The sequence below is a fragment of the Haloarcula sebkhae genome, assembly GCF_014647415.1.
GTDB classification, from domain to species: Archaea; Halobacteriota; Halobacteria; order Halobacteriales; family Haloarculaceae; genus Haloarcula; species Haloarcula sebkhae.
In genome coordinates, this window is sequence record NZ_BMPD01000007.1 from 72210 (window position 1) to 87244 (window position 15035).

Genomic DNA, 15035 nt, shown 5'->3' on the forward strand with positions numbered 1-15035 from the left:
GGGATAGAGTAAGCTCATCTTTAACACCATCCGAATAAGATAACAAACTGAATGAGCTCTACATCTACATCGGACAGGTCCTCCGCGTCTACCGACCCTGTGTCGGGCTATCGCGATATGTTCAGATCGACTTATCACGAGTATATCGGCGAACCGGCTAAAGAGCGGGACATCTACGTTGGGTTTGGCCTCTTTTTCGCTGGGGTCGCCCTTGCTATTCTCGGGTTCTGTCTTTTTTTGTACAGTAACGTCCTAGAATCTGGGAGTCCGCTGTACTGGGAGATTCGGGAGATTGCACTTGTCATCGGATTCATCGGATTGCCTTCCGTGCTGTTGAGCGTCGTTGTGCTCCTCCCAGTTGGCTTCAGGACTCGAGTTGTCAGTGCTGCTGGCGCAGTGTTTTGTCTCGCCGCAACTATTATTTTGGTTAATATTTTTCCGTACGGGTGGACTACCAGTGAGGGAACCAATGGTAGCGTCTGGACAATCAGCGTCTACGCCACTGGGCTCGTTATGCTCGTAGCTTCGATAGGGGCGGCGCTGGTTGCACACTACCTTGAGCGAGCGACAACGTCAACCGAGTCACCCGAAGCGGTTGAGTCGGCCGAGAATAAGTCGGAATCGGTTAGCAAAAGCGATGTCGACACCGACATAGAACAAGCTCTAGAAAGAACGGATTTATCGTGGGGTGGCGTCGAACAACAACCCAAGACCAAGCGGCTGAACCTGGATATGCCGGACACAGATTCTGACCTTGACCGGACAGCCATCAAGAACTCCGAGGCGACCACGACACGGGCTGACAGCAATGATATTGACGATGCGGTGGATGGACTCAGGCAACTGCAGGGTGGCCAATCAAAGACAGAACGAAGCACCGGCACCGAAGAACAGGTCAATGCTCTCACCGAATTCCGAAATGAACAGACCGAGAACGATGATGTAGAAACCGGCGTGGAAGAGGAGAAGGGTATTGTTAGCCGTCTCCAGTCATTTTTTAAATAAACAGCCTGCCCAATCCATATGAGGTCTACTGTGGCCTTCTCGTTGCATAAGCTCGATCCTGTCAGAATGTATGCGTGTCTCTTTCGTTCTAAATTCATAACTAAAATATAGTCTGTTGCAATACTACAGGATAGCTTTTTCAACGTGGTGGAGAAAATACAACCGTATGCCTCAAGGTCTTGATGTCGGTACGATGAACCTTCTGTCTGCACGCCAGGATGGTAACGAGACGGTCTTCGTGCAGCAGCGGAACTCCTTCGTCGAAATTGACTACAGTGACATGGCCGAGCAAATGCTATCGAGAAGCGATGTTCTCCACATCCGCAAGGATGATCTGGTTTACATCGTCGGTGACGACGCCCTGAACTTCGCAAACATCTTTAGCGAGGAGACACGGCGCCCAATGCAGGCTGGGATTCTCTCAAGTGACGAGCAATCAGCAATCCCGATGATTAAGCTCATTACTGAACAGGTGGTGGGACAGCCGGAGTTCCCGAATGAGCGCCTGTTTTTCTCGGTTCCCGCAGACCCAATCGATGCCGATGTCTCGACGCTATATCATCAAAAGACGATTGAATCACTACTTACTGATATGGGATACAGCCCGGAGCCGATCAATGAGGGGATGGCCGTCATCTACTCCGAGCTTGCAAATCGTGAATTCACTGGTCTCGGTATCAGCTTTGGCGCTGGGATGACCAACGTTTGTTTATCCTACTATGCAGTCCCCGTAATGAAGTTCTCTATCGCACGTGGTGGTGACTGGATTGACGAGCAAGCTGCACAGGCGACTGGCACGCCCGTCGATAAGGTTACCTCGGTTAAAGAGGAGAATTTCACACTCAACTTTGAGACGGACGTCGGTGGTATTGAAGGTGCATTGAGCATCTATTATGATAATCTCCTTGATTATGTCATCGAGAACATCATCAGTGAAGTTGATGAGGAAGATGTCGAGGAGGGGTTGGATGTCCCGGTGGTTGTAACTGGCGGGACATCGAGCCCTGACGGCTTCGAAGAGTTGTTCGCTGAACGGATCAATGACTCTGAGATACCGTTCTCGATTAGCGATGTGCGCCAAGCTGAAAATCCATTGTATAGCGTCGCACAGGGAGCACTCGTCGCAGCGCGGTCGGAAGAAGAGCGCGAGGGCCAAACCGAGCAGGCTAACGAACCTGATTCTACTGCCGAGTAACGGTTATTCACTCAGTTCCTTCCCCGTTTTGTCGGTGTTAGTTTCCGTATCTTGATTATTCTCATCATCCTCCTCAAATTTGGCTGTAAATCCTCCACTTAGTTTACTTTCGCCTTCATCGATAGCACGGTTCAATTCGTCAGCAGTGTCTTGGCGGAACTTGTTAGCATCAGAACTCAGAGATATCCCCACCGCAACACCAGCCTGTTCGAGTGAGAATTCTGCTCGGCCTGTGGACTCACCCTGTTCTGGAATCGGGATACTGGGTGTCCGGCCAGTATTTTCGGGTTTATTGAGATTAAAATCAGGATACTGATTGAACCGGGCAAAGGCAAATTCCCAAGATTCTGTGGGGGATACTTCATTGTGATGCGACGTAGAGCTGTCTGCGAAGCCGCACGATTCACAGACTATAGCTGTCTGGTCAGCGGTCGCAAGCGTATACATGCTGAGGTCAGAGTCGCAGCGTGGGCACCGCATATCAGATTATGCGTGTTTTTGCTATACAATATTTCTGTCAACTCTCTCTATATAGAGAACGAATTATGAGATGGGCGACCAATGTTGGAAGCGATGCCAGAGATTGAGATTACAGACGCACAACAGGCGGAGTTAACATCAATTCAGGAGGATCTTGAAGGCGCATTCATCGAAATGTATGGTCATATTCGTATTCAAGATGTCGTTGACTACCTCCTCGATACATATACGCCGCCAGCCCGACTTGAAGACAGAGAAAGCCTGAGCCGTACCGACTACGAACGAATCGCTTCAGCAGAGTATCCGGAACTCCAACACGTCGCATCCGATCTATCGGAGGTCGCTGGAAGCGGCATTGAAGCTGACGAGATGCGAGGGAGGCTGCTTTCGGCGCTTGGGACGAGTGAACTCGCGACTCGCCTCGCAGAGATCGAACTTGACACAAGAGCGAACAAAGCTGACGAAAAGGCGGCTACTGGTCCAAACACACCAACGGATACGCCCAGTGGCGGACACGGTGGCAAACAAAGCGGTGCGTCGACGCAGACTGGTTCAACGCTCGACACTATCGAAGCCAATGACGCAGCTGAGCCAAATGAGATAGCTGACAACACTTCGGGAGACACCCTTTCGGTCGCTAACCGCTTGCTGACTGAGCATAATGAGAAATGGACCCAGTCAAATGAAAACGACGAACCATATGAAGTCACGCTCCCCGACGGTTCAACAGTGAGTGCACGAACGAAAGATGACGTGCGAAAACTGCTATTCCAAAACTATTGACCAGATACTCATTGAGAAACTACTATCGCGCGCCGATGATCTCTTTGGTATCTCGTCTCGTCGAATGCTTACAATTCGCTGTCAGATGTGTCTTCAAGATAGCCTACCCGACACTGTGGACAGACATCTCCAGTAAAGAACGACGATTTACTCGCAGGGAGTTCGAACTCGCATCTTGGACACTGATATGTGGGATCTGGGTTGTTTGTAGTGTTCTCTAAGTCGTCCGCTGTGTGCGAACTCCCGCCTCGGCTGTTTCCAGTCCTAGGTTCCTCAGAAGTCTCAGTCAATGAGTGCGCAGTATCTGTATCACCATCAATAATCATCGCATCGTCGCTATTCAGCGACGTGGCGTTGTCGTCATCTGGTTCTTGTGTCTCTGAATCAGACAGTATCACGGCGTCGTCAGCCTTCTCCAGTGACTTGGATAAAGTCACCGCTGAGGACTTATTACTCACTTCTATGTCCGAAGACTGTTCTGCGACTGTGTTTGATGCGGCCACCGTTGGTTCGGGCGTATCGGTCGTTTCTGGTTTTTCTACCCTCTGTCCTGAGTCTGTTGCTTCAGTCTCAGCCTCTGTATTCCTTCTTTGTCTCACTCGTTGCTTCGTTTCGGCTCTATCTTCAGCCTCGTTTGACTGCCCGTCATGTCCCTTTGATTCCTCTATGTTAGATATCAGGCCTTGATTTTCGGAGATGTTGTAGATATGTCCACATCGCTGGCATGACTTGTATTCCCGAACGGTTAGAATAGTGCCACATTCGCGTTCATTGTACGACTCTTCTATCTTCGACTTATCAAAATCGTGTCCAAATAGTTCACAGCGCATCCCCATGCATAACTGTTTATTTCGTATGACTAAGAAGCTATTCACAGAGCCTGTCATAGAACCGATCTCATAGCTTCTCACAGCCCGGATCGTTTCCTCGCTCGTAGTTGGTGATTGCAACAACGAGCCGGAGGCAGAGCGCAACGAACACTTCTGTTCGTGCGTGGACGCGGCCTCGGGCGCGGACGTGCCCGAGGCCGCAGTCCTTCACCGCGTCATTGGTTCGTTCGACGCCTGTCCGGTGGTTGTACGTCTCCTCCAAGATGGATTGTTTCAGCTGGACGTCCTCGCTGTGTTCCTCGATGCGGTCTTCGACTCTGTACTCGATGTCCAGTGGGTCGTCAGTGTTTCGCGGGTTGTACGGAGCGATTGGCACGACCCCTGCGGCCAGCAGGTGGTCGTGCCAGTCGAGGATATCGTAGGCGCTGTCTCCAAGCATCCAGATGGGTGTCTCGACGGCGAGCGCGTCACGCATGACGCGCATCGCCGTCTCCTGATCCGCTTGCTTGGCTTGTGTAAACTCCGCTGCTATCGGGATCTTTGCGCCAGTTGAGACGAGTGTACAACCGAACCGTAGTAGTACTCCTCGGTTGTTGGATTGTAGTTCCACGATGCAGCGTCGTTGTGTTGGATTGCTTCGATGTGGGTCGAATCGATGGAGTATGTGGAGTCGAGCAGGCCGCGGGCGGCGGCCTGCTCGATGAGCCTCTCGAAGACATCGTCAACGACAGGCTCGAGATCAGTGAGAAACTGGTCAACGGTGTCCCTAGATGGCGGTTTGCCGAGTCCGCAGTAGTACCAGACAAGGCTGTGCCGGAGTTCTCGTGTCACTGGACGAGTGCCTAGACGTTCTCGTAGTAGCAGTGCAGAAAGCCGTAGAAGAGGTCTGGTGGTCCGTGAACTCGTGTTCGCCCCCTCGAAGCGGGGGCGAACACGTCGTACTCCAGCAGAAACTCGAAGTCGAGATGCTCAAACAGCGGCACTGTCTCGGTAGCCGCTGCATTCAACAACTCGTTGACTGAAGCTACGTTTTGCAGGGCGTTGGAGCTGGTGGACACAGTTTCCAAACCCTGCGGCCTCCCTTGGGAGGCTTTCTATGACAGGCCCATTCACAACCAGTAACAACTATTTTAATTTAGTGAGCGAGTCCTACTCTCCCCTGGTAGTTTCATTATCGCAGACCGGCGTCTGGGTATGTAATCACCACAACACGGATCCGATACGCACTTTATACTACGTACATCACGAGAATCCCGTCGCAACACAGATGACTGTTCAAGTGGCGCGGATATCCGTCTGAAAGTGATTGAAACAGTATTTGAGTGTCAATAGTGTGAGCACTGACTCAGTTTCCACAGATACACAGTGACTTTCAGGATCCATACGCGTGTCAAGGGTGTGAACAACAGGAGCCGTTCCGACTGAACACGAAACCGACCGATTCAAATAGAAAATCGAGCTTTCTAAGCCACGCATCGGCAAAACTCCAAACGACATCGTGGGGCTAATCAGGGAAGATATCCGCGGGCGCGCTGAGATCGGTCCTTCGGTTAGTCAGTAACCGATAGTATCCTTCAGTCACTGCCGATGATTGTTGACTGCCATCATAGGAGCCCACGTCGTCTCACCTCTGCCAGCGAGCTTCGAGTTGCCTTCTTTGTATGATCTCAGTGATTGGCCTCCGGTCGGGGCATTTCTCTTCCGGGCATTACGGGTTCATCGGTGACTCCTCAACGGTGATGACGATATAAGATGTAAGTTGTTCATCCAAGCCAACTGCTCTTCCCAGGTCTCGACAGCGAGGGTACGGCCCGCTACTGAGACAACTATGAATCCACCGTAGCTGTTGTGGCAGCTGATGTCGATTCTGAGATGGTTTTGTTAGCCGATACACCCATCCTTTGAGACGCTTGCTGAATGGTTCGCATACACGTGTTTGGAGCGTGGCCGGGATATTGGCCCGTACGTCGGTGGATCGTTCTGTGCTTCAGACGCGTATAATCTCAGTTCTGGACCGGACTATGTGAAAAGTAACATCCGAAAATCTGAGATAGCGACTGTCTCTCTGATCGATACCCTCGCCGTATTGAGACACACTCCAAACCGCCGGATGGTTGTCGGAGGTGCGCTCGTTCTCCAAACGTCTTGGTCCCCCATACCGAACCAACATTCAAAACAGTCTGTGTCTCTGCTATCTAGCTCCGTAGCAGCTGATGTCGAAAAGATAGATCTGAACGTGAACCCACAACCAATAGCAGGTGATAGCGGCACAGCAGCGTCCATACTAGCGGTTGTCTGGCTATAACAGGACCAGTCATGGTTGCGCACTCAGGGGCCGGCATGGTATCGAGGAGTTATGCTCACTGCTACGGTTTTAGAACCATTCCGTATACTCGTCACAACAGATACACTCGGCATGGGTACGCCACTCGTCCCCGTGCTCATGATCAATCGGTGCTATTCTGACTACTAGGATATCGATCGAGCCACACTGTGGACATTGTCCCGGAACTTTCGTATTGGTCACGCTGAACGATCACCCTATGAATAATTCAATCGTGAGTATATAATGAAAGCCACGCAATAGAATGGTAAGTTAACCGCTAGTATAGTGTGATCAATAAAGGATTAATGTGTATTGCTGTCACTGAGATAGCTCTTGAAACTGCTCTCTTGGATAACCTCCGTCAAGATCTCAGTTGGCTTTCCAACTTATGAGGATTCAGGCGCCGTCTTCGAGTACATCGATGAGTTCTTTTGCTGTTCGACTAATCCGGCCGAGGCGCTCGCGAACGACCCCGTGATCGTCCGACTCCCACGCAGCGAGGTAGAACGCCGAGCCGCTGGTGTCCAACCCACAGTAGCGCCCGACGACGTACGCGACGGCTTCGGCCTCGACTTCGCGTTTCGTCCGCTCGGTGTCGTCGTCGACGTCGAAGTGGAGCAGGGCGTGTGCGTACTCGTGGATCAGCGTCCGCGCAAGGTCGGCCTCGTTCTCCCGATCACGCACCTCGACGAGCGGCTGGGCGTCGACGAGACTCAGTCGCTCGCAGATACCCTTCGCCTTACTGTGGGTCCACTCTTCGGCTGGGACGATTCGCACCGTCACGCCGAGTTCATCCGCGGCGGCAGTCAACTGGTCGACGAGGTCCCCGGTGTCCCCGGTCGCTTCCGTGTTCAGGTCGGGAAGCGGCTCGTCCTCGGTCTGGGAGATATCGAACACCGGCGCGGGCTTGAACCCGACCAGCCCCTCGGACCACTCCTCGGGCGGCGTCTCGTCGTACTCACAGTCACTGTCCTCGTGGTAGCTCGGCGAATTCTCGCATTCCGGGCACTGCTTGGTGATAATCGGCGCCCAGATCCAGATGGCTGACTCGCCCTCCGTGACGTGGCGGTCGAACTCCTCCTGCCACGTCCGATAGCCCGCCACCCGGCTCGCCTCGGGACACTGCCGCTTGATGAGGAGCGTGTTTCGGTAGGAGTAGTCATGGAAGCGACTCTGGACGTCCAGCCACTCTTGGAACTCGGCGCTGGCCTGCGCGTTGTCGACGCCGGCGACGAAGTCGTCGATCCACTGTTCGATGGTACTGTTCATCTCGTCGTCTCGCGTGTCGGTCTGCTCAAAGGAGACCGACGAGTCACTGGTCGTAGCCATTGTGTTCACCGAACTGAGTTCACCGCGATTGCAGCAGTTCAGAACGCGCCGCACCCTTCGGGCGCAGAAAAACAACTCACCGCGATTTTGTTTAAGTCGGGATGGCTATCAGGAGGTGGTGTTAATAATCATGCGTACCTCAGCCGAGCTAGGATGGGACTCTTGAGTACACTCCGAAGAGCCGTCGATGGTGATTCATCGACTCTGTGGGAGTGTCGAAACTGTGGGGAGACACTCTCAGAGGACGCCGAAGAGTGTCCCAGCTGTGGGGCTGCGGATGTCGCCTGCTACAAGCTCTGATCAGCGAAGTGTTGATCGCTCCTCAGCGAACCCAACCGTCACGAGGTACTCGAGGAACTCGTCGAACCGCTCGACGTCGCTAGGCGTGTCGGTCGCACGGTGACGCGCCCACTCGATGGCCCACTGGAAGGCGGGATCCGTGCCGCCCTTGCCGTGAATGTACCACCACCGGGCCGCTTTCAGCACGACCAACGGATTCGTCGACGGCTGCTCACCGGCGAGCCCACGGGTGATGGATTCGATTTTGTCGGGGACGTCGGCGGGCTCGACCTCCGCTGATTGCGTGGTGTCGATATCGACCGGGATCTCGTCGATCGAGACGTTGTCGGGACTTTGTTGACTCACTGGAAGTCACCTCTGAGAGCATTCGAGGGTGCCCTCGCCCTCTCTGGGGGCACAAAAAACAGGTCGCGAAGTCACGCCGGCGGGAGGTAGACGCTCTGCTCGCCGGCGATCTCCTCCAGGTTGTTCTGATGACGGTGGCTGAAGTAGCACTCGTAGCTGCAGTATCCACAGATGACGCCGGTATCGTATTCCGCGACGTACGGGCCGCGGCGAGTTCGCCAGACGTTCGTCCCGCACTCGGTACAGGCCGCTCGCTCGAGATCGGCTGGCCGCGGCCCTTCGTACTCGATGTCCAATCCGTCGTCTTGGGGTGTGGATTCAGGCCAGACTCCGTGAGCCTGCCAGAACTCGCGGATGCGGGCGAGGCTGTGGCGCACCGTCTTTCGCACGGTGACGTGGTCAGCGTCGCGACCGCTGTCGTCCCAGCCGTCTGCCGTCCAGAATTCGCCGAACTGTGCGCCACGGTGTAACCCGTTCCAGTCGATACCGACAATGTCGGCCGGTGGCTCGTCCGTGAGTGTCGGTCTGGTCAGCTGCCGAATGGCGTCGAGTTGCTTGGGCGGACTCCCCCCGAGGATGTGGATGCGCCGTCCTCTCCAATCGGCTGGGTCGGAGAACTCGTGGGCTAGGCGGTCGGCGTATCCCCGCGAATACCCGAGGACGAGATCCTTAGGAATCTCGTCGATCACCGCTTGGCACTTCGGGACGACGATGAGCTGGGCCTCGGGATAGCTCGCTTGGATCTCACGAGCAGCAGCGACGTAGGCGTCGACATCACCCGGTTCGTAGATGTCGCCGATGACACCGACCTGGGGCTCGTGCTCGAAGAAGCGGTCGACGAACCGCTCCAGATTAGGATTCCGGGAGTCGTTGTCGAGCATCCCGACAGGAATCTCGAGATTCAGGTACTGGTCTGCCTGGTACCCACAGTCTTCCCGAAACCCGGGAAGATATCCGAGGGCCAACGCATCAGCAGCGAATGGAACTCGATGGAGGAACGCCACGTAGTCCGCTTGTTTGGCGGCAACGATGTCGCTAGCCGTGCTGGAGGCTGTACTCAAATCGAGGGACATAACTGAACTCGCGAGGCCGCTGGTGGCCGCCCCGCGCCCATTCAGGGGGTCGGATAAACGAGATTCTCTCCAAATTAACCAACAGGAGGAATTGATTACCCCGTCTGTTGGTTAAGCGAGATGGCTACTTCTCTTCCTCACGCAACTCTTCTGCTTTCCACTGGAGGCGACGCAGAATCTGCGTCCGGTTCTGGTGCGTGTTCTCGTAGGCAACACACTCCCGGAGTGTCTCCATATCGGGGATCGTCGCGATCCCGGCCTTGATCAGTCGATAGTTCGGTGCTTCGAGGCGCTTCTCGGGTGGGAATTCGTCGTCACCCCCGTCGTTGTCTGCGGATTTCTCCATCGCTATCGCCCTCCACCCTTCACGGGAGAGAAAGACAGAAGAGACGACTACCGCTCCATCGCTGCGTCAGGCCATCGCGTCCTGGAATCGCTCGCGAAGCGCATCCTCACGCTCCTCGAATTGGTCGACCTTCTCCTGCAGATCATCGCTGACGCGCTCAATGCTCGCAAGCGCCCGCTCGCCGGCGAGCGACGCCTGCGACCCGTCGTCGCCATCCGTCTCCAGCTGTTCCTCGTAGGCGCGTTCGACGCGCTCGATAGTGCCCTCTGGGTTGAACAGGATGTCGTTGGCCGTGCGGACGTAGCCGTCCAGCGACGCGCCTTCCTTGCCCTGGAAGAAGTGCGTGAGCGCGTACGTCGCGCCAGAATGGAGCGTCCACATATCGATTGCGACGGGTGAGGCCGCGTTGGCCTCCGCATCGCTCGCGGCGCGCTCGGCGAGGTAGTCCGGGAACCCCAGCAGGGTGTAGAACTCCCTGACGGTGAACGGGAGCTCGGAGAAATCGAGGTCGATGTCTTGGGCATCCCGAATGAACTCGAAGAGATCGTCGGCGACGAGTTCGACCTGTGCGAGGAGCTCCTCCCACCAGGTCCGGAAGTTCCGCACGTCGCCGACGTGCTTGATGACCTCCTTGTCGGTGAGCGAGCGCATCGTGTTCGAACAGTAGCCGTCCTGAGCGAAGCCCTCCACGTAGACGGCGTGCTCACCGAAGAAGTCGTAGCCCGACGTGACGCCCATCGTGATCGGGTCGGACCGGCCAGGGAGGCGCACCTCGAGGCCGTCGAACATAATGTCCATATGGACCTCGCCGCCGCCCCGGTAGCGCCGGATTTCGCCGAACATCACATCGCCCAGCGGCGTCCCGTTGATAGTCTCCTCGCGAAGGACCTCCTCCAGCGGCCCGTAGACGTCGACCGGATTGATGATGGCGTAGCTGTCAGTCGGGATATGAAATAGGGGATCCGTCTCAGCGTCATCATCTTGAACCTGTGAGCGAGCGCGACTCGGCTCAACGAGCGCGTTGAACCGCTCCGTCTTGATCCACTCGTCGGTGTAGGGGTTCTGGTAGGCCACGGTCGTCTCGACAGCCTGCGGGAGATCACGGATCGCCTCGGCGAAGGACACGGGATTCTCGCCCCCGTGACGCTGTCGGTACCACTCGGGCAGTTCGGTGTCGGTACGTCCATCGACGCCAGCGAAGATGGTTCTCGACTCTGGGTCTTTCATCTCGGTCACCTCGACGCAGGAACGCTCATCGACGGCCGCCTGCATCGTCTCGCGCCCTGCGCCCCTCTGCCGGGCGCAACAACAACACCACGTTAACCAACACCGGGCTCAGAGGGTGGAAGGTCGTTGGTTAACAAGACCACCGGGAGAGGGAGGCCTGTTCTCGGTCGGGCTCAGCCGGAATCTCACAGAGAAACCGCCACTTCGGGCACTCTCGGATCTGTTTGTCGGGGCGGTTACCTGCCTGTCCGGGCTCCGTTTTCCCGGCACAGTGCCAGCCTTTGTCTCTGAGCGCTTTGATCATCGAGCCGTCGAAGTCGGCCCGGACGAACGTCAGCAGAAGCCGAACGCCTCGCCGCCGGCCGTGACGCCGCACGAACCGCTCCATCGACCGGGCGAGGGCAGCGGAGGCGAGATTTGGGAAGTCGACGCCGATACAGATCCGCGCTGCCTCGACGATCTCGTCACCCTCGTATCGAGTTCCATCGTACTTCAGCGAGCGAATCAGCGGATAGCGCTACGTAATCGCACCCAACAGCTGGTCCTGGTAACAGAGGCCGTGATGGACGAGGTTCGTCCGCGGGACATCGTCCATATAGGAATGATGGGCCTCGTAGATCGCGCCGGCGACGTGGCGCGGGATCGATTCGATATGGACGCGCTCTGCGAACCGCAAACCGAGCGGTGCCGTGACCGGCTGTCCTTCCCGATGGATGGGACACGCGCACCGCTCGGGACTGCGTGTGTACTGGAAGCCGGTACTCGAACGGTGGTTGAAAGAATGTGTCTGCGTCACGAGTCTGCGCTGTCAGTGCGCTCTTGCCGATCGTTGTACCGTTCCAGCTCGCGACCGATCTTCTCGAGCGCCTCGACCCCACGTTCGATGAGCTGATGGGTGGCTCGCGAGAGTCGAAGCGTCTCCATCAGCACTCTCCCTCCTGTGGCTCGATGAGACCGTTGCTCTCGTCGGCGAGGTCACGGATGGCCCGCTCGACATCGCCATCGTCCGATACTGTCCGGCTCGCTAAGGGCGCCGGATAGGCGCGATCACCCTGGCTGCAGAGGACTGCCAGCCATCCGTCGGTTCCGTCTCCGAGTACGATGTAGTGGTCGCAGTCAGCGCGCTGGAAGACCCGCCGGTCGGGGCGAGTGACCGTTCGCCAGTTCTCGGGGAGCGACGGTGACGGCTCCCCGCCGTCGGGAAGGGCGACGACGTCGTCGGTGATCGTCGCCATCGTCGCATCGATTTCTTCGCCGGTGAGGTGCCAGCACGCCGCCGGACCGTCACACTTGAGCTGGCTGATCACGCGGTTGCGGAACGCGATATAGTGCTCTCGGGCGACTTGGGTGTCGTCGTAGTAGTCGAGGAGAAGCCCACAGGCGAGCTGTGCGGGCCCGCTACCACGATACCCGATCTCGAAGCCACTCGGACTGTGATTGACGAAATCGAGATTGCGGTCGGGGGTGAGCTTTATATTGTCAGGTAGGCGAGTGACAACCATTTCTCCTCGTCGACGCCGGCCGACGCACACCGTTGTCATTTGAATCGCCCCCGTTCATCCCGCTCGCGATCTGAGACGTCCCACTCATAGTCAGTAGGCTTAATCTCGGACCCGAAGTCGTGCCGGTCAGCGTGTTCGGCGCGACTGAGGAGTTCGAGGTTTCCTGGCCTGTTGTCCCATCTAACGCCGTTTTTATGATGCACGTGCTTGTTCGCAACGGCATCAAACCCGCGCTCTGCCACCATTACGAGTCGGTGAATCCCGACGGAGTCCGTCGTCCCGCGATAGTTCGAGGCGCAGATGACGTAGCCACGGTCGGTGAACACGGCGGGATGTCGTCGTCGATTCGGGGCCGCGTCGCGCGGGTCTCGGCGTGGAATATCGAGCCGTTGCATCCATTTTGAGACCGTCTGTTGCGTACAGCCCAGTTTGTCAGCGATCTCGGTTGTACTCAACTCTTGATCCCAGTAGAGGTCGCGGAGTAGCGATTCATCTCGCCACGGGTGATCTGCATCGGTCATAGCTCGGTGTCGCGGAGTGAGGTTACCCCGCGCCCCTCTCGGGGGCAATAAACACTACCGACCCGGAATCGTACTTGAATTTCAGGCCGGTAAATATGGCACAGGGGACCGGAACCAGCTGCCCAATGGATTGACCAACGTACAGTAGGTATTTCTATCAGATTGGAGTATCGTTCAGTGAGTCGTGCTACATACAGGGCGCGCGCTTGTCACCGATAGTTCCCGAGCGAAACTGGCCGCTTTGATTTTGAGGACCGGTTCGACTTTGTAGGCTTTCATACCATCAGAACCGTCTAATGGATCACCGCATCAAACGCCGACCGAGGACCGCTACTAAGAGGGCTATCAACACCGCCCCCACCATCGATTCAACGCCGGCGAGCAGTTTGGCGGTCGCGCCGGAGGGCTGTATGTCTCCATAACCTAGCGTGGTGAACGTCACAACGCTAAAATACAGACTCAATAGAACTTCTCCCACGAAGTCTGGACTCCGGGGTATTTGACCAATCGGTTGCCAGGCATCGATTGTCGGTGCCCCAGCAGTAACTGTCAGCCCACCTACAATGGGGTAGACCAGACCGAATAAGAGAATGACCGCAAGCGAGGTGTAGACAACACGCCAAGGACTCTCTCCGTATTTCATCGTCGCCCATGAGAGCCACTGGAAAGCGCAACGAGCCTTGTTACTAATAGTGCCTCGGAGACTCTCACTTGTTTTGGCGGCGTGAGTATGTTGCCTCCGTCTGATGTCTTGGCGGCGAACGTAGCAGGTTGCTTGCAGATCGGGGCGGGCATTCTTGCTGGCTAGATTTTCGATGGTCCTGTAGGTATTAGCAGCTTGGTTCAACCGTGTATCCATATCATTGGAGATCGCCTTGACTGCTCTGGGGGCGTTATTCTTGTCGGTTGTTTCCTCTTCAGCAACTCCATCCACTCCGGTATTTCCGTCGTTAGTTCCTTCTTTTCCTACGTCGTGACGAGGATCGTAGACACAGAGTCGGATTTTGAAAAGAGAATCACTATGATCAAGCATCGCCGTCCTGCCGTCGATTTGAGCACCAGCCATCCTGGCACCATCAAGAGCCGTTTCGGTGATTTGGGCACCATGCAGGTCAGCACTAGTCAGATCACTTCTTTCTAGATCGCTCAACCGAATTGTTGTATTTGTCAAATCTGTACCCGATAGGTCGGCACCACCAAGCATCGCATTTCTCATCTCGGTATTTACCATAAAACTATCACTGAGATCAGATCCACCAAAATTCGCCTTATACAATACTGTATTTTCAAAATTAGATCCCGAAAGATCAGCGAGCGGCATATAAGCGTTACACAGGGTCGTATTTCTGAAATCAGCAGCCCCTATCTCACCTCGTCGCAGAAACGCCCTGTCCAATCGCTCAACCCAGTCTGTCCGTTCTCTAAGATATTCGTTTCCAAAATCGTCGGTGGTTTTGTCGGTAACAGGTGCATGCCAGACACAATAATTAGAATTATTTCTCTCATCACTCCACGTTTCCCTCCAGCAACAAGATCTACCCAGCCCATCAGCGATAGAATCCGCGGATGGCGTGTACCCACAGATACCCTCGGGGGCATCTCTATCTCCGCCCATGACTTTCAAACTGACCGCCATTAGAATAATTACTGGGATAGGGAGGGTGTTGATGTTGGAGATGGTGTTCGACTCGTTCTCGAAGAGTGGGTTGGTGTTAACGAAGAAGCTGATATGACCAATTACAGCCTTCGCCCTGAATTCACCCTCTATATTCA

The 15035-nt window shown here is 55.5% G+C and carries 14 protein-coding genes and 2 pseudogenes; 3 read left to right on the plus strand and 13 right to left on the minus strand.

What is annotated here, in order from left to right; genetic code table 11:
* Positions 1 to 117 precede the first annotated feature (117 nt).
* Positions 118 to 1005: a DUF7139 domain-containing protein gene (locus tag IEY38_RS17490; RefSeq protein WP_229775369.1), complete on the plus strand. Its 888-nt coding sequence runs from the start codon at positions 118 to 120 to the stop codon at positions 1003 to 1005.
* A gap of 166 nt (positions 1006 to 1171) precedes the next feature.
* The gene (locus IEY38_RS17495; protein WP_188979836.1) at positions 1172 to 2200 is read left to right on the plus strand and encodes a disk-shape morphogenesis protein volactin; all 1029 of its coding nucleotides are present in this window, start codon (positions 1172 to 1174) and stop codon (positions 2198 to 2200) included.
* 3 nt (positions 2201 to 2203) lie between these two features.
* Here IEY38_RS17495 and IEY38_RS17500 read toward each other — a convergent pair whose 3' ends face one another.
* Complete coding sequence (locus tag IEY38_RS17500) at positions 2204 to 2647, minus strand: hypothetical protein (protein WP_229775370.1); 444 nt, start codon at positions 2645 to 2647, stop codon at positions 2204 to 2206.
* A 126-nt stretch (positions 2648 to 2773) separates the two neighbouring features.
* On the opposite strand from IEY38_RS17500, the gene IEY38_RS17505 reads away from it, so the two are divergent.
* Entirely contained in the window at positions 2774 to 3463 is a 690-nt protein-coding gene (locus tag IEY38_RS17505; protein WP_004592231.1) for a hypothetical protein, read from the plus strand.
* Positions 3464 to 3531: 68 nt separating this feature from the next.
* Here IEY38_RS17505 and IEY38_RS17510 read toward each other — a convergent pair whose 3' ends face one another.
* The 12 genes and pseudogenes from IEY38_RS17510 to IEY38_RS17560 all read right to left on the minus strand — a co-directional run bounded on the left by IEY38_RS17510 (position 3532) and on the right by IEY38_RS17560 (position 14898).
* Positions 3532 to 4299: a DUF7093 family protein gene (locus tag IEY38_RS17510; RefSeq protein WP_004592232.1), complete on the minus strand. Its 768-nt coding sequence runs from the start codon at positions 4297 to 4299 to the stop codon at positions 3532 to 3534.
* Positions 4300 to 4360: 61 nt separating this feature from the next.
* A pseudogene (locus tag IEY38_RS17515) lies at positions 4361 to 5351 on the minus strand (transposase).
* Between the two features lie 1664 nt (positions 5352 to 7015).
* Positions 7016 to 7948 (minus strand): ArdC-like ssDNA-binding domain-containing protein, encoded by a 933-nt coding sequence (locus IEY38_RS17520; protein ID WP_188979838.1) that lies wholly within the window; start codon positions 7946 to 7948, stop codon positions 7016 to 7018.
* Positions 7949 to 8248: 300 nt separating this feature from the next.
* On the minus strand, positions 8249 to 8593 hold the full coding sequence (locus IEY38_RS17525) for a hypothetical protein (RefSeq protein ID WP_188979839.1): 345 nt from the start codon (positions 8591 to 8593) through the stop codon (positions 8249 to 8251).
* 71 nt (positions 8594 to 8664) lie between these two features.
* A complete protein-coding gene (locus IEY38_RS17530; protein ID WP_188979840.1) occupies positions 8665 to 9666 on the minus strand; it encodes a DUF6610 family protein in 1002 nt (333 codons plus the stop codon).
* Between the two features lie 124 nt (positions 9667 to 9790).
* Positions 9791 to 10012 (minus strand): hypothetical protein, encoded by a 222-nt coding sequence (locus tag IEY38_RS17535; RefSeq protein WP_188979841.1) that lies wholly within the window; start codon positions 10010 to 10012, stop codon positions 9791 to 9793.
* 66 nt (positions 10013 to 10078) lie between these two features.
* Positions 10079 to 11284, minus strand: a complete 1206-nt coding sequence (locus IEY38_RS17540) for a hypothetical protein (protein ID WP_188979842.1) — start codon at positions 11282 to 11284, stop codon at positions 10079 to 10081.
* 85 nt (positions 11285 to 11369) lie between these two features.
* Positions 11370 to 12035 (minus strand): annotated as a pseudogene (locus IEY38_RS21865) (hypothetical protein).
* Positions 12032 to 12163: a hypothetical protein gene (locus tag IEY38_RS21700; RefSeq protein ID WP_268238779.1), complete on the minus strand. Its 132-nt coding sequence runs from the start codon at positions 12161 to 12163 to the stop codon at positions 12032 to 12034. The pseudogene IEY38_RS21865 and the gene IEY38_RS21700 overlap by 4 nt, the downstream one beginning before the upstream one ends.
* Positions 12163 to 12780 (minus strand): DUF6166 domain-containing protein, encoded by a 618-nt coding sequence (locus tag IEY38_RS17550; protein ID WP_188979843.1) that lies wholly within the window; start codon positions 12778 to 12780, stop codon positions 12163 to 12165. Before IEY38_RS17550 ends, IEY38_RS21700 begins: the two co-directional genes overlap by 1 nt.
* A complete protein-coding gene (locus IEY38_RS17555; protein ID WP_188979844.1) occupies positions 12777 to 13262 on the minus strand; it encodes an HNH endonuclease signature motif containing protein in 486 nt (161 codons plus the stop codon). The genes IEY38_RS17550 and IEY38_RS17555 overlap by 4 nt, the downstream gene beginning before the upstream one ends.
* Before the next feature lie 301 nt (positions 13263 to 13563).
* Positions 13564 to 14898 carry a pentapeptide repeat-containing protein gene (locus tag IEY38_RS17560; RefSeq protein WP_326838525.1) on the minus strand — a complete coding sequence of 445 codons (1335 nt, stop codon included), beginning with the start codon at positions 14896 to 14898 and terminating at the stop codon, positions 13564 to 13566.
* Positions 14899 to 15035 lie beyond the last annotated feature (137 nt).